We start from the raw sequence: 24,746 nt of genomic DNA on the forward strand, positions 1-24,746 counted from the left end.
CGGCGGAAGGTGCCTCAGGCCGTGCCGCGCACGCCCTTCGCCAGATCGCCCGCGAGGGCGCGGACCGCGTCGAGGCCCGCGGCCTCGTCCGCCGCGTCCAGCATCCGCTTGACGAAGGCCGAGCCGACGATCACGCCGTCGGCGAAGCCGGCCACCTCGGCCGCCTGGGTGGCGTCGGAGACACCGAGGCCGACGCAGACCGGCAGCTCGGTGGTGGCCTTGGTGCGCCGCACCAGGTCCTGGGCCTGGGCCCCCACGGACTCCCGCGTGCCCGTGACGCCCATCAGCGAGGCCGCGTACACGAAGCCGCTGCCCGCCGCGGTGATCTCGGCGAGCCGGGCGTCCTTGCTGCTGGGCGCGACGACGAAGACGGTCGCGAGGCCGTGCTTCTCCGCGTGCTCACGCCACAGCGCCGACTCCTGGACGGGCAGGTCGGGCAGGATGCAGCCCGCGCCGCCCGCCTCCGCCAGTTCGGCGGTGAAGCGCTCGACGCCGTAGCGGTCGATGGGGTTCCAGTACGTCATGACGAGCACCGGCTTCCCGGTGGCCCCGTGTGCCTCACGGACCGTGCGCATGACGTCGGCGATCTTGACGCCGCCCTTGAGGGCGATGTCGTCGGCGGTCTGGATGACGGGACCGTCGAGGACGGGGTCGCTGTGCGGCAGACCGACCTCGACGATGTCCGCGCCGCCCTCGAAGACGGCCTTGACGGCCGCGATCCCGCCGTCGACCGTCGGGAACCCGGCCGGCAGGTACGCGATGAGCGCGGAGCGCCCCTCCGCCTTCGCGGCGGCGAGGGTGTCGCTCAACAGCTGGATGTTGCCGCTCACTTGGCGTCCCCCTCGATCTCGGCGGTGTCACTGTCGGCGTCCGGCTCGACGACGGCGTCGGCGGCGGTGTCGTACAGGCCGAAGTAGCGGGCGGCCGTGTCCATGTCCTTGTCGCCGCGCCCGGACAGGTTGACGATGATCAGCCCGTCCTTGCCCAGCTCCTTGCCGACCTCCAGGGCCCCGGCGAGCGCGTGGGCGCTCTCGATCGCCGGGATGATGCCCTCGGTGCGGGAGAGCAGGCGCAGGGCCTGCATGGCCGCGTCGTCGGTGACCGCGCGGTACTCGCCGCGGCCGCTGTCCTTGAGGTAGGAGTGCTCGGGTCCGATGCCCGGGTAGTCGAGGCCCGCCGAGATGGAGTAGGGCTCGGTGATCTGCCCTTCCTCGTCCTGGAGGACGTACGACCGCGACCCGTGCAGGATGCCGGGTTCACCGGCGGTCAGGGTCGCGGCGTGCTCCCCGGTCTCCACGCCGTGTCCGGCGGGCTCGCAGCCGATGAGGCGTACGTCCGCGTCCGGGATGAAGGCGTGGAAGAGGCCGATGGCGTTGGAGCCGCCGCCGACGCAGGCGATGGCCGCGTCGGGGAGCCGTCCGGCGCGCTCCAGGATCTGCCGCCGGGCCTCGACGCCGATGACCCGGTGGAAGTCGCGGACCATGGCGGGGAAGGGGTGCGGCCCCGCGACGGTCCCGAAGAGGTAGTGCGTGCGGTCGACGTTGGCGACCCAGTCCCGGAAGGCCTCGTTGATGGCGTCCTTGAGGGTGCGGGAGCCGGACTTCACGGCGATGACCTCGGCGCCCAGCATGCGCATGCGGGCCACGTTGAGCGCCTGCCGCTGGGTGTCGATCTCACCCATGTAGATCGTGCACTCGAGGCCGAAGAGCGCGCAGGCGGTGGCGGTGGCCACGCCGTGCTGACCGGCGCCGGTCTCGGCGATGACGCGGGTCTTGCCCATCCGCTTGGTGAGGAGGGCCTGGCCGAGCACGTTGTTGATCTTGTGGGACCCGGTGTGGTTGAGGTCCTCGCGCTTGAGGAAGACGCGCGCGCCACCGGCGTGTTCGGCGAAGCGGGACACCTCGGTGAGTGAGCTCGGGCGCCCGGTGTAGTGGACGAGCAGGTCGTCGAGCTCGCGGGCGAACTCGGGGTCCGCCTTCGCCTTGTCGTACTCGACGGCGACCTCGTCCACGGCGGCGACCAGCGCCTCCGGGATGAACTTGCCGCCGAACGCGCCGAAGTACCCCTCGGCGGTGGGAACTTGACCCTCGGGGTCGGGAATGAAGAACTCGCTGGGCATGCGGATACCTCGCAGGGGCGACAGCCCCGGTTACAGGTCGGACAGGGGTCACGTCGGTCGCACACGCACAGGTTGCCCGGACGGCACCGTTCGTTTCCCGCCCACCCGCCGTTTCCCGGAGACGAAATCCTCGGGAAACGAGCCGGGGCACACGGAAAGCGGCAGCCGGGAACCCCCGGCCGAGCCGGGGAGCCGTCAGCTCACCGCGGGGTGCGGCGGGCCCGGAACAGCGCCTGATACGCGTGCGCCGACGGGCCATCGCATGCCGTTGACCTGGCCCGGTTCGTCACCGATGACATACCGCACGCGGCGCCCGTGGACGCGGCGGGCCGGTGCCCGGCAGCCGCGCGGCCGGCAGCCGCGGGCCAGGCGGGCGTAGGGATCGCGCGTCCCGGCGGCAGCCGCCCGCACGCACGCCACTCCCCCGTCGGGGCGTGGGCCCGGACGGGTGTCTGCGGTGGCGTGGGGCGCGCTGTACACCGGGGTGTCAGCTCCGTCCGTGGCGCAGCGCGGGGTGTGCCCCGGCCGCGACGAGGTCGGCGACCGCCGTCTTCGGGTCGCGGCCCGTGACGAGGGACTCGCCCACCAGGACCGCGTCGGCGCCGGCATTGGCGTACGCGATGAGGTCGTGCGGCCCGCGGACGCCGGACTCGGCGACCTTGACGAGGCCGGACGGGATCTCGGGAGCGACCCGCTCGAAGGTGGTGCGGTCGATCTTGAGGGTCTTGAGGTCGCGCGCGTTGACGCCGATGACCTTCGCCCCGGCGTCCACCGCCCGCTCGGCCTCGTCCTCGTCGTGCACCTCGACGAGCGGTGTGAGCCCGATGGACTCCGCGCGCTCGATGAGGGACTCCAGGGCGGCCTGGTCGAGGGCGGCCACGATCAGCAGCGCGAGGTCGGCGCCGTACGCGCGGGCCTCCCACAGCTGGTACGACGTGACGATGAAGTCCTTGCGGAGCACGGGGATGTCGACCCGGGCGCGGACGGCCTCCAGGTCGGCCAGCGAGCCGCCGAAGCGGCGCTGCTCGGTCAGGACCGAGATGACGGCCGCGCCGCCCGCCTCGTAGTCCGCGGCCAGGGTCGCGGGGTCGGCGATCGCGGCGAGCGCGCCCTTGGACGGGCTGGAGCGCTTGACCTCACAGATGACCTTGACGCCGTCGCCGCGCAGGGCGGCCAGGCCGTCCTTGGCCGCGGGAGCCTTGGCCGCGCGCTCCTTGAGCTCGTCGAGGCTGACGCGCGCCTGCCGCTCCGCGAGGTCGGCACGGACTCCGTCGATGATCTCGTCGAGCACACTCACGCGAGCGGCCCCCTTCCCTGACGGTGAACGGTTGAGCCTGTCGACCCCAGACCGCCGTTCCGACGGTCATGACGGGTCACTCCGATGGTATCCGGAGGAAGGCCTAGGCTTCACATCCGGTTGACGCCGGTCCCACTACCTGGACGTTTGCCATTTGATCAAGGGTGCAGCCAGCCGCCGAAGGGCAGGTTCCGGACAACGGTGAAGACCAGGAGCAACACACCCGCGCTCCACAGGTGCACGGGCCCCAGGTCGATCCGCAGCGGCCGTCCGCGCGCCGAGCGGACCGCCCAGACGGTCCACACCACCGCGAAGACGAAGTAGCCCGTGACGGCGAGCGCGTTGTCCGTGAAAGCCGCCGCGAAATCCCCGTGCACGAAGGCGTGCGCGCTGCGCAGACCGCCGCAGCCGGGGCAGTACAGGCCCGTGTAGCGCAGCAGCGGGCAGACGGGGTAGTGCCCGGGCTGGTTGGGGTCCACGGCCCCGACGTACGCGAAGGCGCCGGCGACGGCCGCGAGCATCCCCGCGGGGACGACGAGCCGCCGCGCCACGACCCGCTCAGCAGGTCGGGGCCCTGTCACCCTCCGGGTTTCGGCGTTCACCCGTCGCATTCTGCCCGTCCCGGGCGTGGCGCGCTCGCCGCGGGTGCGGCGTGCCCCGGGCGGACGCGCGAGAGGCGGTCCCGGCGGGAGTGCCGGGACCGCCTCTCGAGAAGCCCTGGGGGGTCAGCTCTCGGCGCCGACGGCCTCGCGGACCGGGTGCGCGGCGACCGGGGCCGCGGTCCTCTTCGGCTGGCCGAGGCCCGCCGCGCGCATGGCCATGCCGACGACACCGCCGAGGACGACGATGACCATGCCGGCCCAGAAGCCCAGCGGGTTGGCCATCACCATGAAGGCACCCGCGACGCAGAAACCGATGAAGGCGATGATGACACCGGTCCAGGCGGCCGGGGTGTGACCGTGGCTGCTGCCCGCCATGACTTGCTCCTCGTTGCTGATTACGTGTGTGAGTCGGACGCTCATCGTCCATTCTCCCGTACGCACGCCTGGGGCGGGAGCGCGGGGTGGCGACTGCCACGTCACATTCTGCACGTCACGACCAAGGTCCCGGGCCGTAGGGCCCGGCCCGGTCTGCCCGATTCCGGTCCTAGGTCCCGGCCGGATCCGGTCCCGTCGGGTCCTCGCCCCGGTCGAGCGCTTTCCAGATGTCCTCGGGCCGGTCGGGGTCGACCGGCCTGGCCTTGCGCGGCCGGGGCGTCCCGTCGCGCTCGTAGCGGCCGGACATCGCGGGCCACAGCCGTCCGTAGCGCAGCGCGAGCAGCCCCGCGAGGAGGATGAGCGCGCCGCCCGCCGCGGCCGCGTAGGGCCAGGCGGTGTGGCTGAGGGCGCTCGCGGTGGCGGCGGTGTCGCCGGAGGCGGCCGCGGCCTTCTCGTCGAGGGCGGAGCTGTCGTTCGCGCCGAGCACCGCCGCCACGACCGTGCCCGCGCCGGAGAGCGCGAGCAGGGCGGAGACGAGGAAGCGCCCGGAACTGCGGACGGCGAAGACGGCGACGAGTGCGGCGAGGCCCACTATGGCGAGCGCCGCGGGCACGCCCGTGACGTCGCTGCCCTTGGCGGTCAGCGGGAAGGCGCCGCCGGCCACCGTCGCGGTGCCCGCCGACCAGCTCTGCCGGGTGGAGAGCAGCGCCACGGCCGCGCCGAGGGCGCCGCTGAGCAGGGCGACGGCGAGGCTTCGGCGGCCGGACCGGGCGGGTCCCGCGGCTTCGGATCGGGGGGGAGGTACAGCTGTCACGTAGTCCACTATCGCCTGAACCCCGGGCGAACCGTCACCCGGGGTTCACGTGACCCTCGTCCTATCGCCCGAACTCGTAGGGCAGAACCCGGATTCCGCCGCCTGCTACCGGCCGAGCCGGTTGGCGGTGTGCACCGCGCGCAGGACCGCGGCGGCCTTGTTGCGGCACTCGTCGTCCTCGGCGACGGGGTCCGAGTCCGCGACGATGCCGGCGCCCGCCTGGACGTACGCGGTGCCGTCGCGCAGCAGGGCCGTACGGATGGCGATGGCGGTGTCGGAGTCGCCGGCGAAGTCGAGGTAGCCGACGCAGCCGCCGTACAGTCCCCGCCGGGACGGTTCGAGTTCGTCGATGATCTGCATCGCGCGCGGCTTGGGGGCGCCGGAGAGGGTGCCGGCCGGGAAGCAGGCGGTGAGCACGTCGAAGGCCGTACGGCCCGCCGCGACGCGTCCGGTCACGGTGGACACGATGTGCATCACGTGCGAGTAGCGCTCGATGGACATGAAGTCGACGACCTCGACGGAGCCGGGCTCGCAGACCCGCCCCAGGTCGTTGCGCCCCAGGTCGACGAGCATCAGGTGCTCGGCGCGCTCCTTGGGGTCGGCGATCAGTTCGTCGGCGAGGGCCTGGTCCTCCTGGACGGTGGCGCCGCGCGGCCGGGTGCCCGCGATGGGGTGCACCATCGCCTGCCCGTCCTCGACCTTGACCAGGGCCTCGGGAGACGAGCCGACGACGTCGAAGCCGTCGAAGCGGAAGAGGTACATGTACGGGGAGGGATTGGTCGCCCTCAGTACGCGATAGACGTCCAACGCGCTTGCCGTGCACGGCGTTTCGAAGCGCTGGGAGGGGACGACCTGGAAGGCCTCGCCCGCCCGGATGCGCTCCTTGATGTCCTCGACGGCGTCCTGGAAGTCCGGGCCGCCCCACAGGGCGGTGTACTCGGGCAGCTCGGAGGGCGGGAGCGCGGCGGGCGGCTGGGAGACCGCGCGGGAGAGGTCGGCCTCCATGGCATCGAGGCGGGCGACCGCGTCCGCGTAGGCCTCGTCGACGCCCGTGTCGAGGTCGTTGTGGTTGATCGCGTTGGCGATCAGCTGGACCGAGCCGTCCCAGTGATCCATGACGGCGAGGTCGCTGGTGAGCAGCATGGTCAGCTCGGGCAGCTTCAGATCGTCCCGCTCGCCGGGGCCGATCTTCTCCAGGCGGCGCACGATGTCGTAGCCGAGGTAGCCGACCATGCCGCCGGTGAACGGGGGCAGACCCTCTCCGTGCGGTGTGTGCAGGGCCTCGATGGTGGCGCGCAGGGCGGCCAGCGGGTCCCCCTCGACGGGGACGCCGACGGGCGGGGTGCCGAGCCAGTGGGCCTGCCCGTCGCGCTCGATCAGGGTGGCTTGGCTGCGGACGCCGATGAAGGAGTACCGGGACCACGAGAAGGACGCGCGGCCGTTCTCGGCGGATTCCAGGAGGAAGGTGCCGGGGCGCTCGGCGGCCAGCTTGCGGTAGAGCGCGACCGGCGTGTCGCCGTCGGCGAGGAGCTTGCGGCTGACGGGGATGACACGGCGGTCGGTGGCCAGCTTGCGGAACGTCTCGAGGTCCATGGCGGCTGACCTTACTGATCCAGTGACGGTACGCCGGAATCGGCGCCCTGGGTGTCCGCGGAGGCCGCCTCCTTGAGGAGCACGTCCTCGTCGAAGCAGGTACGGGCGCCCGTGTGGCAGGCGGCGCCCACCTGGTCGACCTGGACCAGGATCGTGTCGGCGTCGCAGTCCAGGGCCACGGACTTCACCCACTGGAAGTGGCCGGAGGTGTCGCCCTTCACCCAGTACTCCCGGCGGCTGCGCGACCAGTACGTGCAGCGGCCCGTGGTGAGCGTGCGGTGCAGCGCCTCGTCGTCCATCCAGCCGAGCATCAGCACCTCACCGGTGTCGTACTGCTGGGCGATGGCGGGGACGAGTCCGTCGACGCTGCGCTTGAGGCGCGCGGCGATCTCGGGATCCAGGCCGCTGGGAGTGCTGGGCGGGGGCGTGCTGGTCATGCCGACCATTGTGCCGCGCCCGTGGGACGCGCCCGCCCGTTGTCCACAGGCCGGACCGTGCGCCCCTGAACGCCGATGTCCACTGGGCCGGCTCCGGGGACGGTCGTAGGCTTGCTGGCATGTCGACCCATGCCAAGCGTGAACGACTTCTCCTCGCCGACCTGTTGGAGGCCGAGGGACCGGACGCCCCGACCCTGTGCGAGGGCTGGAACACCCGTGATCTCGCCGCGCACGTGGTGGTGCGCGAGCGCCGCGCGGACGCCGCGGGCGGGCTGCTGCTCAAACAGCTCGCGCCGCGTCTGGAGCGGGTGCAGGCGGAGTTCGCCGAGAAGCCGTACGAGGAGCTGATCCAGCTGATCCGTACGGGGCCGCCCCGCTTCTCGCCCTTCGCGCTGAAGCAGGTCGACGAGGCGTCGAACACGGTGGAGTTCTACGTCCACACCGAGGACGTGCGGCGGGCCCAGCCGGACTGGACGCCGCGCCCGCTGGACCCGGTCTTCCAGGACGCCCTGTGGTCCCGCCTGGAGCGCACCGCCCGCCTCGCCGGCCGTGGCGCCCCGACCGGCCTGGTGCTGCGCCGCCCGGACGGCCAGACGGCGGTCGCCCACCGGGGCACACCGGTCGTGACGGTGACCGGCGAGCCTTCGGAGCTGCTGATGTTCGCCCTCGGCCGGCAGAAGACGGCCGACGTGGAGCTGGAGGGCGACAAGGACGCGATCGCGAAGCTGAGTGAGACGAGGCAGCTGGGTCTCTGAGCGGCCTGCTCAGCTCGGCAGCTCGGCGCGGCGCAGGTCGCGGACGCACAGCGCGAGGACCCCGCCGAGGCCGCAGACCGCGGCACTGGCCACGAAGACCGGTCCGGTGCCCCACCAGCCGATCGCGGCGGCGGCCGCCGGCATGCTCAGCGGGGCGAGACCGAGGCTGACGAGGCCCGCGACGGCGGTGACGCGGCCCAGGTAGGCGGGGTCCGCATGGGTCTGCAGCAGGGCGCCGCACAAGGCTCCGCTGAGCCCCGCGAGCAGACCCACGAGCAGGGCGACACCGACAGCCGCGGCGACACTCGGCGCATAGGCGAGCGCGCCGATCGCGACCGAGCCCCCCAGGATCGCCACCCCGGCCAGACGTCCCGCGTGCGGCAGGTGCCCGCGCACGGTCAGCAGCAGCGCGGCGACGCCCGCACCGGTCCCGAACCCGGCGACCACCCAGCCCATCCCGGCGGCGCCCCAACCGCGCTGGTCGGCCAGCAGGGTCAGGCCCACGTTGAGCGGCCCGACGAAGCCGAAGTCACCGAGGGCGATGGCCGCGATGAGCGGGGCGAGGACGCGGTGTCGCCTGATGTAGCCGAGGCCGTCACGGAGGTCCCGCCAGGCGGTGCGCTCCGCGGCCTTGTCGTCGGCGGGCAGTTCCCTCATCCGTACGGAGACGAGCAGCGGCACGGACACGGCGATCAGCAGGCCCGCCAGGCCGAACGCCGTCGCCGAGCCGCCGAGCGCCACGGCGAGGCCGCCGAGCGGCGCCCCGACGACATTGGCGAAGCGGATGGCGAGGCCCCGCATACCCTGCACGCGGGCGAGCTGACCATGACCGGTGACCCGGGCCGGGAGAGCGCCCACGGCGGGCATGAAGACGGCGTCGACGGTGCCGAAGACGAGGGCGAGCAGCGTCAGCGGCCACAGGCCGGGACCGACCACGAGCAGCAGTGCGGCCACCGCGAGGACGGCCGCGCAGCGCACCGCGTCGCTGCCGATGACGACCCGGCGCGGCCCGAACCGATCGGCGAGCACTCCCCCGCCCAGCATCAGCAGGGCCCGCGGCACGGCACTCACGGCCAACACCAGTCCGGCCTGCGAGGGAGTGCCTGCCCGCACGGCCGCCCAGGACAACGCGATGTAGTAGACGTTGTCACCGATCATCGACGACGTGTAGGCGCCCAGCCAGCGCAGCACATTGCCGTCACGGTGGGCCGGACGGTCGGTGTGCGCGGGGGCGGAGCCTATGACGGTCGCGGTCACTGGAGTACGTCCTCTCAGGGGCGGAACGGGAAGCCGTACACATGCAGCGCCACGTTTTCGCGGCCTTCCGTGGCACCGGCCGCCTCGTCGGCGCGGCTCTTCTCGTCGTACTTCTTGATGAGGGCGAGCAGCTCCGCACCGAGCTCGGACAGTTCTGTCGCCGTCAGTCGCAGCAGGGACTCGTTGTCCGGAGCGGCGGTGTTCCACTCCGGGGCCCAGGTGGGACGCTCGTCGAGGTAGCGCCGGTACATGTCGCTGCGCTGCTCGTGGAAGAGCCGGGTGGCCGCCAGATGCATGGCCCTCTTCTCGGGCGCGTCCCGGAAGTCCTCGTCGTGGATGCTCACGCCCTCCGAAGAGGGCTGCCACCAGCGCTCGCGGCCGTCCTCGCTCCGGGGCTCGGCCTCCTCGATCAGCCCGTGCTCGGCGAGCTTGCGCAGGTGGTAGCTGACCAGTGAGGGCGCCTCGTCGACCTGCTCGGCCAGTTGGGACGCGGTCGCGGTCCTGGCCACGTACAGGGCCCGGTACAGCTGCATCCGCAGCGGATGGGCTATCGCCTTGAGCGTGCCCATGTCCGCGATGCGGCGGAGGTTCTCCTTCTCGGCCATGAGCTCACCGTAGATACGAAAGAAAAATTGCACAACAGATTTTGCGCAACTTATCTTTCGCATCTACCCACAAGCGAGCCCCGGCCACCCAGTGACCGGGGCTCACGGCGACAGCGCCGTCAAGTGTCCGACGTCAGCGAACGGGGCGCCCCGCCCCCCGCAGCGCGTCCTTCACCTGGCCGATCCGCAGATCCCCGAAGTGGAAGACGGACGCGGCGAGCACCGCGTCGGCGCCCGCGGCGATGGCGGGCGGGAAGTCGGCGAGCCGGCCCGCGCCCCCGCTGGCGATGAGCGGCACGGTGACGTGCTTACGGACGGCCTCGATCATCTCGATGTCGTAGCCGTCCTTCGTGCCGTCCGCGTCCATCGAGTTGAGCAGGATCTCGCCCGCGCCCAGCTCGGCGGCCTGGTGCGCCCACTCGACCGCGTCGATGCCGGTGCCCTTGCGCCCGCCGTGGGTGGTGACCTCGAAGGTCCCCCCGGGAGTGCGCCTGGCGTCCACCGACAGCACCAGCACCTGCCGCCCGAACCGCTCCGCGATCTCCCGGATGAGCTCGGGCCGGGCGATCGCGGCCGTGTTGACCCCGACCTTGTCGGCGCCCGCCCGCAGCAGCTTGTCGACGTCCTCGGCGGTGCGTACGCCGCCGCCCACGGTGAGCGGGATGAAGACCTGCTCGGCCGTGCGGCGCACCACGTCGTAGGTGGTCTCGCGGTTGCCCGAGGACGCGGTGATGTCCAGGAACGTCAGCTCGTCGGCGCCCTCGGCGTCGTACACCTTGGCCATCTCGACGGGGTCGCCCGCGTCCCGCAGGTTCTGGAAGTTGACACCCTTGACGACCCGGCCGTTGTCCACGTCCAGGCAGGGGATGACTCGTACGGCGAGGGTCATGCTGCGGACACTCCGTCTTCTCCGCCGGAGCGGAACGCCTCCACCTCGACCTCGACGACCAGTCGCGAGTCCACGAAGCCGGAGACGATGATCATGGACGCGGCGGGACGCACGGTGTCGAACAGCTCCTTGTGGGCGCGTCCGACCTCCTCCACGTCCCGGGCGTGGGTGATGTACATGCGCGTACGGACGACGTCGTCACGGCCGAGGCCGAGCTCCCGCAACGCGGCGAACGCGACGTTGAAGGAGTTGACCGCCTGTTCGTACGGGTCGCCGTCGACGATCGCTCCGTCGATCACGGAGGTGCAGCCTGCGACCAGCACCAGGCCGTTCGGCAGCTCCACCGCGCGGGAGTAGCCGAAGGCGTCCTCCCAGGGCGCGCCGGTCGTGACACGTCGTACGTCGCTCACTTGGCTACCGCCTCCAGGGCCTCTTCCAGGGTGAACGCCTTGGCGTAGAGGGCCTTGCCGACGATGGAGCCCTCGACGCCCAGCGGCACGAGCTCGGCGATGGCGCGCAGGTCGTCCAGGGAGGAGACCCCGCCCGACGCGACCACCGGGCGGTCCGTCGCGGCGCACACATTGCGCAGCAGTTCCAGGTTCGGGCCCTGCAGCGTGCCGTCCTTGGCGATGTCCGTGACGACGTAGCGCGCGCAGCCCTCGGCGTTGAGGCGCTCCAGCGTCTCGTAGAGGTCGCCGCCGTCGCGGGTCCAGCCGCGGCCGCGCAGCGTCGTGCCGCGTACGTCGAGACCGACCGCGATCTTGTCGCCGTGCTCGGCGATGACCTTGGCGACCCACTCGGGGGTCTCCAGGGCGGCGGTGCCGAGGTTGACCCGCGTGCAGCCGGTGGCGAGGGCCGCTGCGAGCGTGTCGTCGTCGCGGATGCCGCCGGACAGCTCGACCTTGATGTCCATGGCGCCGGCGACCTCGGCGATCAGCTTGCGGTTGTCGCCGGTGCCGAACGCGGCGTCCAGGTCGACGAGGTGCAGCCACTCGGCACCCGAGCTCTGCCAGGCGAGGGCGGCCTCAAGGGGGGAGCCGTAAGAAGTTTCCGTCCCGGACTCGCCGTGCACGAGCCGGACGGCCTGGCCGTCGCGGACGTCGACGGCGGGGAGGAGTTCGAGCTTGCTCACAGTGTTCCGATCCAGTTGGTGAGGAGCTGGGCTCCGGCGTCGCCGGACTTCTCGGGGTGGAACTGCGTGGCCCACAGGGGGCCGTTCTCGACGGCCGCCACGAAGGGCTTGCCGTGCGTCGACCAGGTCACCAGGGGTGCGCGCAGCGCCGGGTTGCCCACTTCCAGGGACCAGTCGTGGACGGCGTAGGAGTGCACGAAGTAGAAGCGCGCGTCGGCGTCGAGGCCCGCGAAGAGCTGGGAGCCGGCCGGGGCCTCGACCGTGTTCCAGCCCATGTGGGGCACGATGTCGGCCTGGAGCGGCTCGACCGTGCCGGGCCACTCGTCGAGGCCCTCGGTCTCCACGCCGTGCTCGATGCCGCGCGCGAAGAGGATCTGCATACCGACGCAGATGCCCATCACCGGGCGGCCACCGGACAGACGGCGGCCGATGATCCAGTCGCCGCGGGCGTCCTTGAGGCCCTTCATGCAGGCGGCGAAGGCGCCGACGCCGGGCACCAGCAGCCCGTCCGCGTTCATGGCCTGGTCGAAGTCACGCGTTATCTCGACCTCGGCGCCCGCGCGCGCGAGGGCACGCTCGGCGGAACGCACGTTCCCGAAGCCGTAGTCGAAGACGACGACCTTCTTAGGAGCGGTCAATTCCACACCTCCAGCCTCATGACGCCCGCGATCAGACACATCGCGGCGCCGATGGAGAGCAGCACGATGAGACTCGCGGGCATCTTCTGCTTGACGAAGGAGTAGACACCGCCCAGGAGGAAGAGCCCGACGACGATGAGGATGGTGTTGAGGCCTGTCATGGTTTTACAGTGCGCCCTTCGTGGAGGGGAGGATGCCGGCGGCGCGGGGGTCGCGCTCGGAGGCGTACCGCAGCGCCCGGGCGAGCGCCTTGAACTGGCACTCCACGATGTGGTGCGCGTTGCGCCCGTAGGGCACGTGCACGTGCAGTGCGATCTGGGCCTGGGCGACGAAGGACTCCAGGATGTGCCGGGTCATCGTCGTGTCGTACTCGCCGATCATCGGCGCCATGTTCTCGGGCTCGGTGTGCACGAGGTAGGGGCGGCCCGACAGGTCGACGGTCACCTGGGCGAGGGACTCGTCCAGCGGGACCGTGCAGTTGCCGAAGCGGTAGATACCCACCTTGTCGCCGAGTGCCTGCTTGAAGGCGGCACCGAGCGCGAGGGCGGTGTCCTCGATGGTGTGGTGCGAGTCGATGTGCAGGTCGCCCTCGGTCTTCACGGTCAGGTCGAACAGACCGTGCCGGCCGAGCTGGTCGAGCATGTGGTCGTAGAAGCCGACGCCCGTCGACACCTCGACCTTGCCGGACCCGTCGAGATCGATCTCGACGAGGACCGACGTCTCCTTGGTCGTCCGCTCCACTCTTCCGACGCGGCTCATGCGCTCTGCTCCTTCTTCAACTCACGGACCGCGTCCAGGAACGCGTCGTTTTCGGCCGGGGTGCCGGCGGAGACCCGCAGCCATCCCGGTACGCCGTTGTCCCGGACCAGGACGCCCCGGTCGAGGATCTTCTGCCAGGCCTCGTGGGAGCCGCCCTTGCCGTCGAATCGCCCGAACTGGACGAAGTTCGCGTCGGACTCGGTCACCTCGTACCCGATCGCACGCAGTTCGGCGACCAGGCGGTCCCGCTCGGCCTTCAGCTGCTCGACGTATCCGAGCAGCGTGTCGGTGTGCTCCAGGGCGGCGAGGGCGGTGGCCTGCGCGACGGCCGACAGGTGGTAGGGCAGCCGTACGAGCTGGACCGCGTCGACGACCGCGGGGTGCGCGGCGAGATAGCCGAGGCGCAGTCCGGCCGCGCCGAACGCCTTCGACATCGTCCGCGACACGACGAGATTGGGCCGGCCTTCGATCAGCGGCAGCAGCGAGTCGCCGTGGCTGAACTCGATGTACGCCTCGTCGACCACGACCATGGACGGCCTGGCGGCCTGCGCGGCCTCGTACAGGGCGAGGACCGTCTCGCGCGGCACCGCGTTGCCCGTGGGGTTGTTGGGGGTGGTGATGAAGACGACGTCCGGGCGGCTCTCGGCGATGGCCCGCTCGGCGGCGGCCCGGTCGATCGTGAAGTCCTCGCTGCGCGGACCCGAGATCCAGGCCGTGCCGGTGCCGCGCGCGATGAGCGCGTGCATCGAGTACGAGGGCTCGAAGCCGATCGCCGTACGGCCGGGGCCGCCGAAGGTCTGCAGCAGCTGCTGGATGACCTCGTTCGAGCCGTTGGCCGCCCAGACGTTCTCGACGCCGACCCGGTGTCCGCCTGTCCTCGTCAGGTACTTGGCCAGCTCCGTACGGAGCTCCACCGCGTCACGGTCGGGGTAGCGGTTGAGGTTGCGGGCGGCCTCGCGGACCCGCTCGGCGATCCGCTCGACGAGCGGTTCGGGCAGCGGGTACGGGTTCTCGTTGGTGTTCAGCCGTACGGGCACGTCGAGTTGGGGCGCGCCGTAGGGGGACTTGCCGCGCAGCTCGTCCCGTACGGGAAGATCGTCGATACCGGTCACTTGCTCTCTGGAACCTTCCACCCGAAACGAGCCTTGATCGCCGCCCCGTGGGCCGGCAGGTCCTCCGCCTCCGCGAGCGTCACCACGTGGTGCGCCACCTCGGCGAGGGCGTCGCGCGTGTAGTCCACGATGTGGATCCCGCGCAGGAAGGACTGGACGCTCAGCCCCGAGGAGTGGCAGGCGCAGCCGCCGGTGGGCAGCACGTGGTTGGAGCCCGCGCAGTAGTCGCCCAGCGACACCGGCGCCCAGGCGCCGACGAAGATCGCGCCCGCGTTCTTGACCCGGTCCGCGACGGCGGCAGCGTCCGCCGTCTGGATCTCCAGGTGCTCGGCGCCGTACGCGTCGACGACCCGCAGTCCCTCGTCCACGCCGTCGACGAGGACGATCGCGGACTGCCTGCCGCGGAGCGCGGGGACGATCCGGTCCTCGATGTGCTTGGTGGCCGCGACCTGCGGCTCCAGCTCCTTCTCGACCGCCTCCGCCAGCTCGACGGAGTCCGTGACGAGGACGGCGGCGGCGAGCGGGTCGTGCTCGGCCTGGCTGATCAGGTCGGAGGCCACGTGCACCGGGTCGGCCGTCTCGTCCGCGAGGATCGCGATCTCGGTGGGACCGGCCTCGGCGTCGATGCCGATCTTGCCTGCGAAGTACCGCTTGGCGGCGGCGACCCAGATGTTGCCGGGCCCTGTGACCATGTTGGCGGGCGGGCAGGACTCGGTGCCGTACGCGAACATCGCGACGGCGGTGGCGCCGCCCGCCGCGTACACCTCGTCGACGCCGAGCAGCGCGCAGGCGGCCAGGATCGTCGGGTGCGGCAGCCCGCCGAACTCGGCCTGGGCCGGAGAGGCGAGCGCGATGGAACCGACCCCGGCTTCCTGGGCCGGGACCACGTTCATGATCACGGATGACGGGTACACGGAGCGGCCGCCGGGGGCGTACAGGCCCACGCGCTCGACCGGCACCCACTTCTCGGTGACCGAGCCGCCCGGCGCGACCTGGGTGGTGTGCGCGGCGCGGCGCTGCTCGCGGTGGACCAGGCGGGCGCGGCGGATGGACTCCTCCAGGGCCGCGCGCACGGCCGGGTCGAGCTGCTCCAGGGCCTCGGCGAGGGCCTGGGCCGGAACCCGTACGGACTCCAGCTGCACCCCGTCGAATTTCTCCGCGTAGTCGATCAGTGCCGCGTCGCCACGATGATGCACGGCCTCGCAGATCGGACGCACCTTCTCCAGGGCGGCCTGAACGTCGAAGTCGGCTCGGGGCAGCAGGTCGCGCAGGGCGGAGCCCTCGGGGAGGGCGTCGCCGCGCAGATCGATTCGGGCCATACGTAGAGATTGCAGCACGGTCCCAATTCTCTCAGACGGCGATAAGGCGCCGGACGCCTGTATCAATGGCTGATACAAGCCGTCCCAGGCTCCCCCTGGAGATCTCCGTCACCAATAGCGTTCGGCCCGTCACACAGCGGGCATGAACGGCTGTACGAAACCCGCGAGTAGCTGGGGAGGGAGGGACGTGACGTGACCGAGGGTGCCGGCCTCCGCGGTGGGGACCTGCCGGACGAGCTGACCGCCGCCGAGGCCGGGATGTGGCAGGCCTTCCGCAACGGCAGCGTGTACGACCTGCGCAGCGGCGACATGACCGTGGACGATCCGCACGGCGGCCATCCCTGGGGGCCCGAGCGCGGTGTCCGGGCCCGGATCGTGGCATGGCTGCTGCTCGACGGGCCGCCCGCCCTCCAGGGCCGGGTCGCCTCCCTGAAGCTGACCGGCGTACAGATCACGGACGTCCTCGATCTCGCGGGTGGCACGGTGGTGCCGTACGTCGAGCTGAAGGGCTGCCGGTTCGAGAAGGAGATCCTGCTGCCGGAGGCGCACTTCACGACCGTACGTCTGGTCAACTGCTCGGTGCCGCGCCTGGAGGCGGCCCGGGTGCACACCGAGGGCGATCTGCATCTGCCCCGCTGCCGCTTCCACAACGGGGTGCGGCTGACCGACGCGCACATCGGTACAGATCTGCTGCTCAACCAGGCCGTGGTCTACCGGGACCGGCGCGGCCGCTCACTCACCGGCGACGGCATGACGGTGGGGCAGGACCTGCAGGCCGAGATGCTGGAGTCGCACGGCGAGCTGAGCCTGCGCGGCGCCACCGTCGGTGTCTCACTCAGTCTGCGCGGCAGCAAGCTGAACAACCCGTACTCGCGGCTTGCGCTGAACGCTCCCCAGCTGACCGTCAACCGCACGCTCTACATGACCCCCGCGGGCCTCGGCAATCCCCTGCTGACCAGCGGCACCACCCCGGCGCGCGGGACGCTGGTGCAGCGCTTCGAGTGCCAGGGCGGGATCCGCCTCGACGACGGACGGTTCGGGGACGCCCTCGACTTCGAGCGGGCCCGTTTCACCTTCGACGACGACCAGGAGCTGTCCCTGCTGCGGGTGCAGACGCCCGAGCTGCGCTTTCTCGGGGAGCGTCCCGAGCGGGGCAAGGTGGTCCTGTCGGGGGCGCGGATCGTCAATCTCGTCGACCGGGCTGACAGCTGGCCGGGCCCGGGCAACCTCCACATGGGCGGCTTCAGCTACGAGAACCTCGTACCGCAGGGGGGCTTCCCGCTGACCCGGCGCCTGGAGTGGGTGGCGGCGGCGACCGCGGAGTACAGCCCGGAGCCGTACGAGCGGCTGGCCACCGTGCTGCGCGACTCCGGCGAGGACGAGGACGCGCGCGAGGTGCTGCTCGCCAAGCAGCGCCGCCGCCGCGAGACCCTGCCGCTCGCGGCCAAGCTGTGGGGGTACGCGCAGGACTGGACGGTCGCCTACGGGTACCGGCCCGGCCGGGCCGCCCTGTGGATGGCGGTGCTGTGGGCGGCGTCCTCGATCGCCTTCTCGCACGCGACCCACACCCCGGCGAACGGCGGGCATCCGCCGTGGAACGCCGCGCTGTTCGCCCTCGACCTTCTGCTGCCGGTGATCGACCTCGGCCAGGTGGACGTCTGGCAGCTGCGCGGCGGCTGGCAGTGGCTGGCCGCGGTGGTGATCCTCCTGGGCTGGATCCTGGCGACGACGGTGGCGGCGGGGGCGACGCGGCTGCTGCGCCGCAGCTGAGGGGCCCGGCGGGGCCTGGTAGGGGCGACATCCGGCCATACTGTTGACAGGTGTTCAATAGTAGAACAACAGTCACTTTTTACTCACCCTTGACCATCTGACATACAACCAAACGAGGGTTACGAAAGTGTCACCGCACACCCTCTGGTACAGCTCCGACCTGCGGCTTTCAATGGTCGACACCATGGCACTGCTGCGCGCGTTCATCCGTACGGCCCGGATGGTCAAGAACACTTCGCGCCTCGCCGCCGGACTGCCCACCGACGACGAGGTACTGCTGGACGCCCCGGACGAACGGCTCGCCCCGGCCCTCGTCGCGGCGGCCCGCGGTGAGTACGACATCGCGGCCAAACTGCTCGCCGCCACCCGCGAGGCCGCCGAGTGGGAGAACCGCGACCGGTACGCGAGGCGCCTCGCCGCGTTCGCGCGCACCCGCGACGAATGGCTCCAGACCTGGCAGAGCGAGTCCCCGCACGACCCGGACGCGCTCCTGGTCAAGGCCGAGCTCGCGGTGCGCCGCTGGTGGGAGTCGCCCGCCCGGGCCGAGCTGCTGCGCGAGGTCGGCCCGCTGATCGCCGCCGCCGCCGAGGGCGACCCGCGCGACCCGGTGCCCTGGCGGATCGCGCTCGACCACGCCCGTGGCACCAACGCCGGGCACACCGAGTTCGAGAAGCTGTGGGCCGAGGCCGTACGCCGTTCCCCGCACCACTACGGCTGCCATGTGGCCGCCCTGAAGTACCTGTCGGCCGCCTGGTACGGCTCCCACCGCGAGTGCTTCGACTTCGCCGAGCGGGCCGCGCAGGACGCGCTGCCCGGCTCACTCGTACAGGCGCTTCCGGTGCGCGCGGCCTTCGCCTATCTGACCGAGGGCGGCCGGGCCGTCATCCCGCGTGAGCGGCTCGACGAGGCGGCCGACCTCGCGATCGCGGTCTCGGCGGCATACGCACCCGCCGACCCGTGGCCCGCGGAGGTGCGCAACCTCCTCACCTACGTCCTGATCAGGCTGGAGCGCTGGCAGGACGCCCTGGACCAGCTCCGTCTGATCGGCCCGTACGCGACCTCGTTCCCCTGGGACCGGGTCTCCGACGACCCGCTGAGCCAGTTCCTGGAACTGCGCGACGGAGTCCGCCTGGAGGTCGCCTCGAACATCCCCCTCCATCCACGGAGTGAGCACGGCGGACGTGCTCGCTCCGGCGACCATTAGGCTTTCGCGTCGTGACCACCGTCCGGCTCCCGCTCTTCCCCCTGAACTCGGTTCTGTTCCCGGGTCTCGTGCTTCCCCTGAACATCTTCGAGGAGCGCTATCGCGCCATGATGCGCGAACTGCTGAAGACCCCCGAGGACGAACCGCGCCGCTTCGCCGTCGTCGCCATCCGCGACGGCTACGAGGTCGCGCACACCGCACCCGGTATGCCGGACCAGACGGCGCTGCCGCAACGCGGTGCCGCTGCCGGGTTCGGCGACGACCCGCTCAAGGCCTTCCACGAGGTGGGCTGCGTCGCGGACGCGGCCACCATCCGGGAGCGCGCCGACGGCAGTTTCGAGGTACTGGCCACCGGCACCACGCGGGTACGGCTCCTGTCCGTGGACGCCTCCGGCGCGTTCCTGACGGCCGAACTGGAGGAACTTCCGGAGGATCCCGGCGAGGAGGCGGGCGCGCTCGCCGAGGGCGTCCTGCGGGCCTTCCGCCAGTACCAGAAGCGGCTGGCGGGCGCCCGCGAACGCTCACTGTCCACCGGCGCGGACCTGCCGGACGACCCGGCGGTGGTCTCCTACCTGGTGGCGGCCGCCGTGATGCTCGACATCCCGGCCAAGCAGAAGCTGCTCCAGGCCCCCGACACGGCCACCCGCCTGCACGAAGAGCTGAAACTCCTGCGCGCCGAGACCGCCATCATCCGTAATCTGCCGTCGTTGCCCGCGGCGGAACTGACGCGCAACCCGACAAGTCTCAACTGAAGGCCCCGACACCTTGGCGAAGAAGTCGAAGAAGCAGCAGCAGTCCGGGGGCACGCCCGCGACGGTCGCCCTGACGGCGGCGGGCGTCGCGTACACGGTCCACGCCTACGAGCACGACCCCGCGCACCCCTCGTACGGCGAGGAGGCCGCCGAGGCGATGGGCGTCTCCCCCGACCGCGTCTTCAAGACCCTGGTCGCGGACGTGGACGGCTCCCTCGTGGTCGCCGTGGTCCCCGTGGCGGGCTCCCTGGACCTGAAGGCCCTGGCCACGGCGGTGGGCGGCAAACGCGCCGCCATGGCCGACCCGGCGGCCGCCGAGCGCACCACGGGCTATGTCCGCGGCGGCATCTCCCCCCTGGGCCAGCGCAAGAGACTCCGCACGGTCCTGGACGCCTCGGCCCACCACCACGCCACGATCTGCGTCTCGGCCGGCCGCCGGGGCCTCGAGGTGGAGCTCGCCCCCGACGACCTGGCACACCTCACGGAAGCGGTGTCCGCGCCGGTCGCCCGTGCGTGACCCCTCGACGGACGCGTCGTCCTGCGTTAAGCACGAGAGGCATGTCGAAACGAACCCGCAAACGCAAGTGGCGCACGAAGAAGGGCCGCTCGAACCACGGCCACCGGCCTCCATGACCCACGCGCCCGGCCCCCTGGGGTGAGTTCCTCGTCCGCGGGCGGGGGCTGGGCGCGCATTTCCCCGCGCCCCTGGGACGGGGGTCCAGGGGCGCAGCGCCCCTGGCGGGGGCCGGGGCGGAGCCCCGGAAGGATGGGACGGGTGGGGGCGGGAGAAGGCCGGGTCAGGCCGTCGGAGGCGCCGGTGGGGTCGGAGCGCCGTACGGGCTCGCGTAGGGATCCGGGTCCCGGGGACCGAACAACGCGGTCAGGCCGAGATGAACCACCAGCCCCGCCAGGGACCACGCCAGCAACGCCCCCCTCGCCCCGAGCTTCAACGGCGCGGAGAACGTCACCCCCTTGCCCACCTGCTTGGCATGGGCGACCACGTTCTGCGTCGGCCCGAGCCAGATCCCGATCCGCCAGGCGAGCAGCGACCCGAGCACACCCCCCACCGCCAGCGCGACCACGAGCGGCACACCCCCACGCCGCCGCACCAGAAACACCGCCACCGCACTGACCGCACCGAACGCCAGCGCGAGCAGCGTGAACGTCCCGTCGACCCCGATGGCCTGCTCGCCCTCGGTGTCCTTCAGATACACCGCGCTGTCGTCCGCGATCAACGGCACATGCGGCGCCAGCCACCACCACAGCACACCGAGCAGTACTCCCGCGAGCGCCACCGCCACCGTGACGACGGCGGCCTCCTTCACTTCGGTCTTCATCCCGGGCCCGTCCTGTTCGTACCCGACGGTCCCCGCGAGGCCCCCGGCGGGCGGAGCCTGCCAGACATGGGCGTCGTCGGAGGGCGGTTCATGCGGCGGCGGAGGCGGCGTCAGCGGTGCGGTCACACTGACATCGTGCCAGGCCCCGCTGTCGGCCGCGTCACCGGACGGCCGCCCGGCGGTACGCCCAGGTCGCCACCGCCAGCGAGGCCATCCCGACGCCCGCGCAGACGGTGAGGTCACCGACGACGAAGGCCCAGTCGGGGTGCGCCCCGAAGCTCCGCGCGAAGGCCTCGACGCCGTAGGTGGAGGGCAGCAGATCACGGGCGTACTGCACCACCGTGGGCAGCCGGTCCGCCGGCAGCACCCCGAGCAGCAGCGCCGCCGACATCCCCAGCTGGCCGAGCAGTGTGGCGAGTTCGGGCCGAGGCGCGAGCAGTCCGAGCGCCGCCCCTAGCCCGGCGAGCGCGGCGCCTGCGAGCGGGATCACCGCGACGAGCACCCACAGATGCGCCATCGGCAGCCCGAAGAGGACACAGCCGACGACGGCGGTGACCACGGTCCCGGGCACGGTGAAGGACGCGTACGCGCCCGCGGCACCGAGCACGACGGCGGCCGGCGGCACCGGCAGGGTCGCGTAGTGGTCGAGCCCGCCGCCGGCCCGCAGCTGTCCGAAGTACTGCGCCAGCAGGTTGAGCCCGACGAAGGCGACGACCAGGACCGACGCCCCGGCCACGATGGACCGGGCCTCGCCCCCGCCGTCCACCACGCCACGCATCATGACCATGATGCCGACGGACTGCACCGTGGCCACGAACAGCAGCGGAATCCGCGCCACGCGCGCGCGGGAGAGCTGGGCCCGGTACATGGCGGCGAGGGAGGGCCACAGCCGCGCCCGCGGCCCGAGTTCGGCGGCGTCACCGGCGTCCTCGGCCACGGACGGCGCACTGCCCGGCAGCACCTCAGCGGGTACGACACTCACGTCGAGCTGCTCCTCTTCACTCCGGCAGCCGTCCTGTCCCTGTTTCCGGCGTTTCCGGCGTTTCCGACGCCCATTCCCACGCCGACTCCCACACCCACGACGTCCCTCCCCGTCCGTACAGACTCCCCTACGGATTCCAGACCCCGCGCGCTCACGCCTTCACCAACCCCTGCGCATTGCCGCCGAGCGCGAGGTACACGTCCTCCAGGCTCGGCGTGGCCAGCGTGAAGTCGTCGAGCGCGGCGAACGCGGCGCCTCCGGTGACCGTGGCGACGGCCGCACGGGCCTCCTCCGGGGCGAGCCGCAGGGTCCAGCGGCGGCCCGACTCGACGGCCCGGGCGCGCAGCGCGGCGACCTCGGGCACGTCCAGCGGCGCGCTCTCGCGCCAGACGAGTTCGACCCGCACCTCGCCCGCGACCCGCTCCTTCAGCCCGGCCGGCGTGTCGCAGGCGATGACGCGGCCCCGGTCGAGGACGGCGACCCGGTCGAGCACGGTCTCGGCCTCGATGACGTTGTGGGTGACCAGCAGCACGGTGGCGCCGTGCTCGGCCCGGCGCCGGTCGACGGCGGACCACACGGCCCGCCGGGCCACGGGGTCCATGCCGGTGGTCGGCTCGTCGAGGACGAGCAGCGGCCGCCGCCCGACCAGCGCAGCGGCGAAGCACGCCAGCCGCCGCTGTCCGCCGGACAGCTTCTTCAGGGGGCGGGAGGCGATCGGGGTGAGGCCCAGCTCGTCGAGCACGGCGTCCCGCTCGGCCCGCGCCTCGCGCAGTTCGAGCCCGCGCAGCCGTCCGGTCGTCTCGGCGGCCAGCGACACGGTCAGCTCGTCGAGGGCGGTGGACTCCTGTCCGAGGTAAGCGAGGATGCGCGCCGCCCGCTCGGGGTGACGCACGATGTCGTGCCCGAGGATCTCGACACTGCCGCTGTCGGGGCGCATGAGCCCGGTCAGCTGGCGTACGAGGGTCGACTTCCCGGCGCCGTTCGGCCCGAGCAGTCCGAAGATCTCGCCGCGCCTGATGTCCAGCCGTACCCCGTCGGTGGCCCGCACCTCGGGCGTACCGGGGCTGCCACGGCGTCCACGGACGGCCGGGTAGGTCTTGGTCAGCGCGCGCACCGAGCACACGACCTCGCCCCTGTGCCCGTCCCGGACTGCCTGTGCCGTGCGCGTACTCACGAAGGACGAGCCTACGGGGTCCGATGCCCCGTTATGCGCCCGGGGCCCTCGCCTCAGCCGGTCCACGAGCCGTCCTGGACCGGTTCTCAAAGGTCCGGCGCCCCGCGGAAGCGTCCACGCCCACCCGCAGCCGAGCAGCACACCCGGGGTCCGGCCCCTGCCCGGGCTCACTCCCCGGCAGGGGCGTGCTCCGCCGCCGTACGCACATCGATCTCCCGCCAGAACCCCGCCCTGATCGCATACCGGTCGTGCTCGTCGATCTGGTCGTCCTTGTGGGCGAGCAGCCCGAAGCGCGCCGCGTACCGCAGCAGCTCACCGTCCACACGGTGCGGGACCCGCGGGTACATCGTGGACAGCTTCTGCAGATGGCTCGGGTCGGTGAGCCGCTCCATCCAGCGGCGCGCGAAGACCTGCCCCACCTCGTACGGATCGCCGCCGACCGTGGTGATGTCCTCCTCGCGGTCGGCCCAGCGCTGCTCGGCGGAGGTGAGCTGGGCGAGGGTGGGCAGCGCGGCGGCCTCCGTGGACTCCGTGGCGCCCCCGGGGCGCTCGATCCACCCCTTGTCGGACGACCACCGCAGCGTCGCGCTCGCGGGGTGCTGGGGGGCCTGGACGCCCGGTGCGCGCAGTGCGGCGAGGTCCTTGGGCGTCGGCACGCCCTTGGGGGCGGGAACCCGCTCCTCGGCCCCGTTCGGCGACTCGGCGACGGGGCTGTGCTCCGCGGTCTCGGAGGGCCGCTCGGCCGCACCGGCGAGCGACGAGTCGGGCAGCGGCGCGGAGAGGATCGCGGCGATCTCGGGGCGCGGCACGGGCTGCGGCGCACAGATCCCGCCGAGGTCCTTGGCCCGTACGGCCTTGGTGATCCACGCCCGGTCCAGCACCCGGCGCTCGTCGGCCTCGGCGACCAGGTCCTCGGACTGGTTGTAGTCGCCGTCCGCGGCCTGCACGGCCCACAGGTGTACGGCGACGCCGTGCTCCTTGGCGGCCATCATGCCCGGCAGCAGGTCCCCGTCGCCGGTCACCAGGACCACGTCGGAGCAGGCGCGGTTGCGGGCCAGCTCGGTCAGCTCGGCGTGCATGGCGGCGTCGACGCCCTTCTGCGCCCACCGCCCGTCGCTGCGGGTCAGCGCGCCGAGGCGCACCGTGACCCGCGGCATCACGCGCAGCCGGCGGTGCTCAGGTTGCGGTACGCGGTCGGGCGCGCCGTCGAACCAGTAGATGCGCAGCAGGGGCCGCTCCGTGTCGGACTCGGCGCGCTCGCGCAGGCCCTGGATGAGGGCGGCGTGGTCGACGGTGATCCGGGATCGCGAAGGCTCCCCGGCGAGGAGACTGGCAGCAGCCCCGAGCAGATACCCGGCGTCCACCAGGACGATGCAGCGGTCCACGCGGTCCACCCTCTTTCCGGTTCCGGGAGGTTTGCTTCGGGCTTCCTTCGAGTCTGCCCGACGGCGCGGAGGTTAACGGCCCGAACTCGATCTTCGGCGTGGCGAATCGGGGGATAACGCTCCGACAGGGCTTATTACACAGGGTAATTCTCCGAAATGCACTGCTTGTCAGGCTATGTGAATGTGAATCTGGATCCGGCCCTGACCCCTAGGGCCCCACAGGAGGCAATCACCATGGCCAAGAACAAGAACCGCAAGCAGGGCGGCCAGCAGGACCGCTCCTCGCAGGCCGAGCGTGCGCAGGAGCAGGCGCAGCGGTCCTCGACGGAGGCTCACACGCCGATGTCGCAGGCCCAGGGCAGCCCGGCGGATGTCGCGCGCAAGCACCAGAAGCGCTTCGGCCACAACTGAGGTCACGCGTAAGGGCTGTTGAAGCCCA

The 24,746-nt window shown here is 72.0% G+C and carries 29 protein-coding genes; 6 read left to right on the top strand and 23 right to left on the bottom strand.

Annotation, left to right across the window (positions count from 1 at the left end; genetic code table 11):
* Positions 1-14 precede the first annotated feature (14 nt).
* The 9 genes from trpA to hisI form a co-directional block, all read right to left on the bottom strand.
* Positions 15-830 carry a tryptophan synthase subunit alpha gene (gene trpA / locus ACZ7M2_RS01640; RefSeq protein WP_471593718.1) on the bottom strand — a complete coding sequence of 272 codons (816 nt, stop codon included), beginning with the start codon at positions 828-830 and terminating at the stop codon, positions 15-17.
* The gene (gene trpB / locus ACZ7M2_RS01645) at positions 827-2,119 is read right to left on the bottom strand and encodes a tryptophan synthase subunit beta (protein WP_382190626.1); all 1,293 of its coding nucleotides are present in this window, start codon (positions 2,117-2,119) and stop codon (positions 827-829) included. Before trpB ends, trpA begins: the two co-directional genes overlap by 4 nt.
* Positions 2,120-2,314: 195 nt before the next feature.
* A complete protein-coding gene (trpM, locus tag ACZ7M2_RS01650; RefSeq protein ID WP_471594498.1) occupies positions 2,315-2,539 on the bottom strand; it encodes a tryptophan biosynthesis modulator TrpM in 225 nt (74 codons plus the stop codon).
* A gap of 67 nt (positions 2,540-2,606) precedes the next feature.
* Positions 2,607-3,416, bottom strand: a complete 810-nt coding sequence (trpC, locus tag ACZ7M2_RS01655; RefSeq protein WP_352046552.1) for an indole-3-glycerol phosphate synthase TrpC — start codon at positions 3,414-3,416, stop codon at positions 2,607-2,609.
* Between the two features lie 158 nt (positions 3,417-3,574).
* Complete coding sequence (locus tag ACZ7M2_RS01660) at positions 3,575-4,027, bottom strand: DUF2752 domain-containing protein (protein ID WP_471593719.1); 453 nt, start codon at positions 4,025-4,027, stop codon at positions 3,575-3,577.
* Positions 4,028-4,141: 114 nt separating this feature from the next.
* Positions 4,142-4,393: an HGxxPAAW family protein gene (locus tag ACZ7M2_RS01665; protein ID WP_352046554.1), complete on the bottom strand. Its 252-nt coding sequence runs from the start codon at positions 4,391-4,393 to the stop codon at positions 4,142-4,144.
* 169 nt (positions 4,394-4,562) lie between these two features.
* A complete protein-coding gene (locus ACZ7M2_RS01670; RefSeq protein WP_471593720.1) occupies positions 4,563-5,216 on the bottom strand; it encodes a TIGR02234 family membrane protein in 654 nt (217 codons plus the stop codon).
* A 96-nt stretch (positions 5,217-5,312) separates the two neighbouring features.
* Positions 5,313-6,800 carry an anthranilate synthase component I gene (locus ACZ7M2_RS01675; RefSeq protein WP_471593721.1) on the bottom strand — a complete coding sequence of 496 codons (1,488 nt, stop codon included), beginning with the start codon at positions 6,798-6,800 and terminating at the stop codon, positions 5,313-5,315.
* A gap of 11 nt (positions 6,801-6,811) precedes the next feature.
* Positions 6,812-7,237 carry a phosphoribosyl-AMP cyclohydrolase gene (hisI, locus tag ACZ7M2_RS01680; protein WP_471593722.1) on the bottom strand — a complete coding sequence of 142 codons (426 nt, stop codon included), beginning with the start codon at positions 7,235-7,237 and terminating at the stop codon, positions 6,812-6,814.
* 119 nt (positions 7,238-7,356) lie between these two features.
* Here hisI and ACZ7M2_RS01685 point away from each other — a divergent pair, with 119 nt between their 5' ends.
* Positions 7,357-7,992, top strand: a complete 636-nt coding sequence (locus tag ACZ7M2_RS01685; protein ID WP_471593723.1) for a TIGR03085 family metal-binding protein — start codon at positions 7,357-7,359, stop codon at positions 7,990-7,992.
* A 9-nt stretch (positions 7,993-8,001) separates the two neighbouring features.
* On the opposite strand, the gene ACZ7M2_RS01690 is transcribed toward ACZ7M2_RS01685, so the two are convergent.
* The 10 genes from ACZ7M2_RS01690 to hisD form a co-directional block, all read right to left on the bottom strand.
* Positions 8,002-9,249 carry an MFS transporter gene (locus ACZ7M2_RS01690; protein ID WP_471593724.1) on the bottom strand — a complete coding sequence of 416 codons (1,248 nt, stop codon included), beginning with the start codon at positions 9,247-9,249 and terminating at the stop codon, positions 8,002-8,004.
* Positions 9,250-9,263: 14 nt separating this feature from the next.
* A complete protein-coding gene (locus ACZ7M2_RS01695; RefSeq protein WP_471593725.1) occupies positions 9,264-9,854 on the bottom strand; it encodes an ArsR/SmtB family transcription factor in 591 nt (196 codons plus the stop codon).
* 133 nt (positions 9,855-9,987) lie between these two features.
* On the bottom strand, positions 9,988-10,743 hold the full coding sequence (gene hisF / locus ACZ7M2_RS01700; RefSeq protein ID WP_352046561.1) for an imidazole glycerol phosphate synthase subunit HisF: 756 nt from the start codon (positions 10,741-10,743) through the stop codon (positions 9,988-9,990).
* Positions 10,740-11,153 carry a RidA family protein gene (locus tag ACZ7M2_RS01705; RefSeq protein WP_471593726.1) on the bottom strand — a complete coding sequence of 138 codons (414 nt, stop codon included), beginning with the start codon at positions 11,151-11,153 and terminating at the stop codon, positions 10,740-10,742. Before ACZ7M2_RS01705 ends, hisF begins: the two co-directional genes overlap by 4 nt.
* Positions 11,150-11,875, bottom strand: a complete 726-nt coding sequence (gene priA, locus ACZ7M2_RS01710; RefSeq protein ID WP_067363806.1) for a bifunctional 1-(5-phosphoribosyl)-5-((5-phosphoribosylamino)methylideneamino)imidazole-4-carboxamide isomerase/phosphoribosylanthranilate isomerase PriA — start codon at positions 11,873-11,875, stop codon at positions 11,150-11,152. Before priA ends, ACZ7M2_RS01705 begins: the two co-directional genes overlap by 4 nt.
* On the bottom strand, positions 11,872-12,519 hold the full coding sequence (gene hisH / locus ACZ7M2_RS01715) for an imidazole glycerol phosphate synthase subunit HisH (protein ID WP_352046563.1): 648 nt from the start codon (positions 12,517-12,519) through the stop codon (positions 11,872-11,874). Before hisH ends, priA begins: the two co-directional genes overlap by 4 nt.
* Positions 12,510-12,674: a hypothetical protein gene (locus tag ACZ7M2_RS01720; RefSeq protein WP_054231464.1), complete on the bottom strand. Its 165-nt coding sequence runs from the start codon at positions 12,672-12,674 to the stop codon at positions 12,510-12,512. The genes hisH and ACZ7M2_RS01720 overlap by 10 nt, the downstream gene beginning before the upstream one ends.
* Positions 12,675-12,678: 4 nt before the next feature.
* Positions 12,679-13,272, bottom strand: coding sequence for an imidazoleglycerol-phosphate dehydratase HisB (gene hisB, locus ACZ7M2_RS01725; protein ID WP_054217455.1), 594 nt, complete (start codon positions 13,270-13,272; stop codon positions 12,679-12,681).
* Positions 13,269-14,384, bottom strand: a complete 1,116-nt coding sequence (locus ACZ7M2_RS01730; protein WP_471593727.1) for a histidinol-phosphate transaminase — start codon at positions 14,382-14,384, stop codon at positions 13,269-13,271. Before ACZ7M2_RS01730 ends, hisB begins: the two co-directional genes overlap by 4 nt.
* Entirely contained in the window at positions 14,381-15,703 is a 1,323-nt protein-coding gene (gene hisD, locus ACZ7M2_RS01735) for a histidinol dehydrogenase (protein ID WP_471593728.1), read from the bottom strand. The genes ACZ7M2_RS01730 and hisD overlap by 4 nt, the downstream gene beginning before the upstream one ends.
* 192 nt (positions 15,704-15,895) lie before the next feature.
* Between hisD and ACZ7M2_RS01740 the strand changes: the two genes are divergently transcribed.
* From ACZ7M2_RS01740 to ybaK, 4 genes are all read left to right on the top strand, one after another.
* Positions 15,896-17,473: an oxidoreductase gene (locus ACZ7M2_RS01740; RefSeq protein WP_471593729.1), complete on the top strand. Its 1,578-nt coding sequence runs from the start codon at positions 15,896-15,898 to the stop codon at positions 17,471-17,473.
* 172 nt (positions 17,474-17,645) lie between these two features.
* Positions 17,646-18,677 (top strand): hypothetical protein, encoded by a 1,032-nt coding sequence (locus ACZ7M2_RS01745; protein WP_471594499.1) that lies wholly within the window; start codon positions 17,646-17,648, stop codon positions 18,675-18,677.
* An 11-nt stretch (positions 18,678-18,688) separates the two neighbouring features.
* The gene (locus ACZ7M2_RS01750) at positions 18,689-19,429 is read left to right on the top strand and encodes an LON peptidase substrate-binding domain-containing protein (protein WP_471593730.1); all 741 of its coding nucleotides are present in this window, start codon (positions 18,689-18,691) and stop codon (positions 19,427-19,429) included.
* A 13-nt stretch (positions 19,430-19,442) separates the two neighbouring features.
* Entirely contained in the window at positions 19,443-19,946 is a 504-nt protein-coding gene (gene ybaK / locus ACZ7M2_RS01755) for a Cys-tRNA(Pro) deacylase (RefSeq protein WP_054231469.1), read from the top strand.
* Between the two features lie 280 nt (positions 19,947-20,226).
* Here the strand turns inward: ybaK and ACZ7M2_RS01760 are convergent, their stop codons facing one another.
* From ACZ7M2_RS01760 to ACZ7M2_RS01775, 4 genes are all read right to left on the bottom strand, one after another.
* Positions 20,227-20,892 carry an AAA family ATPase gene (locus tag ACZ7M2_RS01760; RefSeq protein WP_471593731.1) on the bottom strand — a complete coding sequence of 222 codons (666 nt, stop codon included), beginning with the start codon at positions 20,890-20,892 and terminating at the stop codon, positions 20,227-20,229.
* Between the two features lie 34 nt (positions 20,893-20,926).
* Positions 20,927-21,748, bottom strand: coding sequence for an ABC transporter permease (locus ACZ7M2_RS01765; protein ID WP_471593732.1), 822 nt, complete (start codon positions 21,746-21,748; stop codon positions 20,927-20,929).
* Positions 21,749-21,899: 151 nt separating this feature from the next.
* Entirely contained in the window at positions 21,900-22,922 is a 1,023-nt protein-coding gene (locus ACZ7M2_RS01770; protein ID WP_352046571.1) for an ABC transporter ATP-binding protein, read from the bottom strand.
* A 167-nt stretch (positions 22,923-23,089) separates the two neighbouring features.
* Positions 23,090-24,307 (bottom strand): NYN domain-containing protein, encoded by a 1,218-nt coding sequence (locus ACZ7M2_RS01775; protein ID WP_352046572.1) that lies wholly within the window; start codon positions 24,305-24,307, stop codon positions 23,090-23,092.
* A gap of 234 nt (positions 24,308-24,541) precedes the next feature.
* Between ACZ7M2_RS01775 and ACZ7M2_RS01780 the strand changes: the two genes are divergently transcribed.
* The gene (locus ACZ7M2_RS01780; RefSeq protein WP_167552113.1) at positions 24,542-24,718 is read left to right on the top strand and encodes a hypothetical protein; all 177 of its coding nucleotides are present in this window, start codon (positions 24,542-24,544) and stop codon (positions 24,716-24,718) included.
* Positions 24,719-24,746 lie beyond the last annotated feature (28 nt).

Source organism: Streptomyces sp. NPDC111507, from assembly GCF_055638955.1.

Excerpts from the sequence above, each read along its gene's own strand:
- trpB (WP_382190626.1), bottom strand. The coding sequence starts at position 2,119 with ATGCCCAGCGAGTTCTTCATTCCCGACCCCGAGGGTCAAGTTCCCACC.
- ACZ7M2_RS01660 (WP_471593719.1), bottom strand. The coding sequence starts at position 4,027 with ATGCGACGGGTGAACGCCGAAACCCGGAGGGTGACAGGGCCCCGACCT.
- ACZ7M2_RS01665 (WP_352046554.1), bottom strand. The coding sequence starts at position 4,393 with ATGGCGGGCAGCAGCCACGGTCACACCCCGGCCGCCTGGACCGGTGTC.
- ACZ7M2_RS01675 (WP_471593721.1), bottom strand. The coding sequence starts at position 6,800 with ATGGACCTCGAGACGTTCCGCAAGCTGGCCACCGACCGCCGTGTCATC.
- hisI (WP_471593722.1), bottom strand. The coding sequence starts at position 7,237 with ATGACCAGCACGCCCCCGCCCAGCACTCCCAGCGGCCTGGATCCCGAG.
- ACZ7M2_RS01685 (WP_471593723.1), top strand. The coding sequence starts at position 7,357 with ATGTCGACCCATGCCAAGCGTGAACGACTTCTCCTCGCCGACCTGTTG.
- ACZ7M2_RS01695 (WP_471593725.1), bottom strand. The coding sequence starts at position 9,854 with ATGGCCGAGAAGGAGAACCTCCGCCGCATCGCGGACATGGGCACGCTC.
- hisF (WP_352046561.1), bottom strand. The coding sequence starts at position 10,743 with ATGACCCTCGCCGTACGAGTCATCCCCTGCCTGGACGTGGACAACGGC.
- ACZ7M2_RS01720 (WP_054231464.1), bottom strand. The coding sequence starts at position 12,674 with ATGACAGGCCTCAACACCATCCTCATCGTCGTCGGGCTCTTCCTCCTG.
- hisB (WP_054217455.1), bottom strand. The coding sequence starts at position 13,272 with ATGAGCCGCGTCGGAAGAGTGGAGCGGACGACCAAGGAGACGTCGGTC.
- hisD (WP_471593728.1), bottom strand. The coding sequence starts at position 15,703 with ATGGCCCGAATCGATCTGCGCGGCGACGCCCTCCCCGAGGGCTCCGCC.
- ACZ7M2_RS01745 (WP_471594499.1), top strand. The coding sequence starts at position 17,646 with ATGGTCGACACCATGGCACTGCTGCGCGCGTTCATCCGTACGGCCCGG.
- ACZ7M2_RS01780 (WP_167552113.1), top strand. The coding sequence starts at position 24,542 with ATGGCCAAGAACAAGAACCGCAAGCAGGGCGGCCAGCAGGACCGCTCC.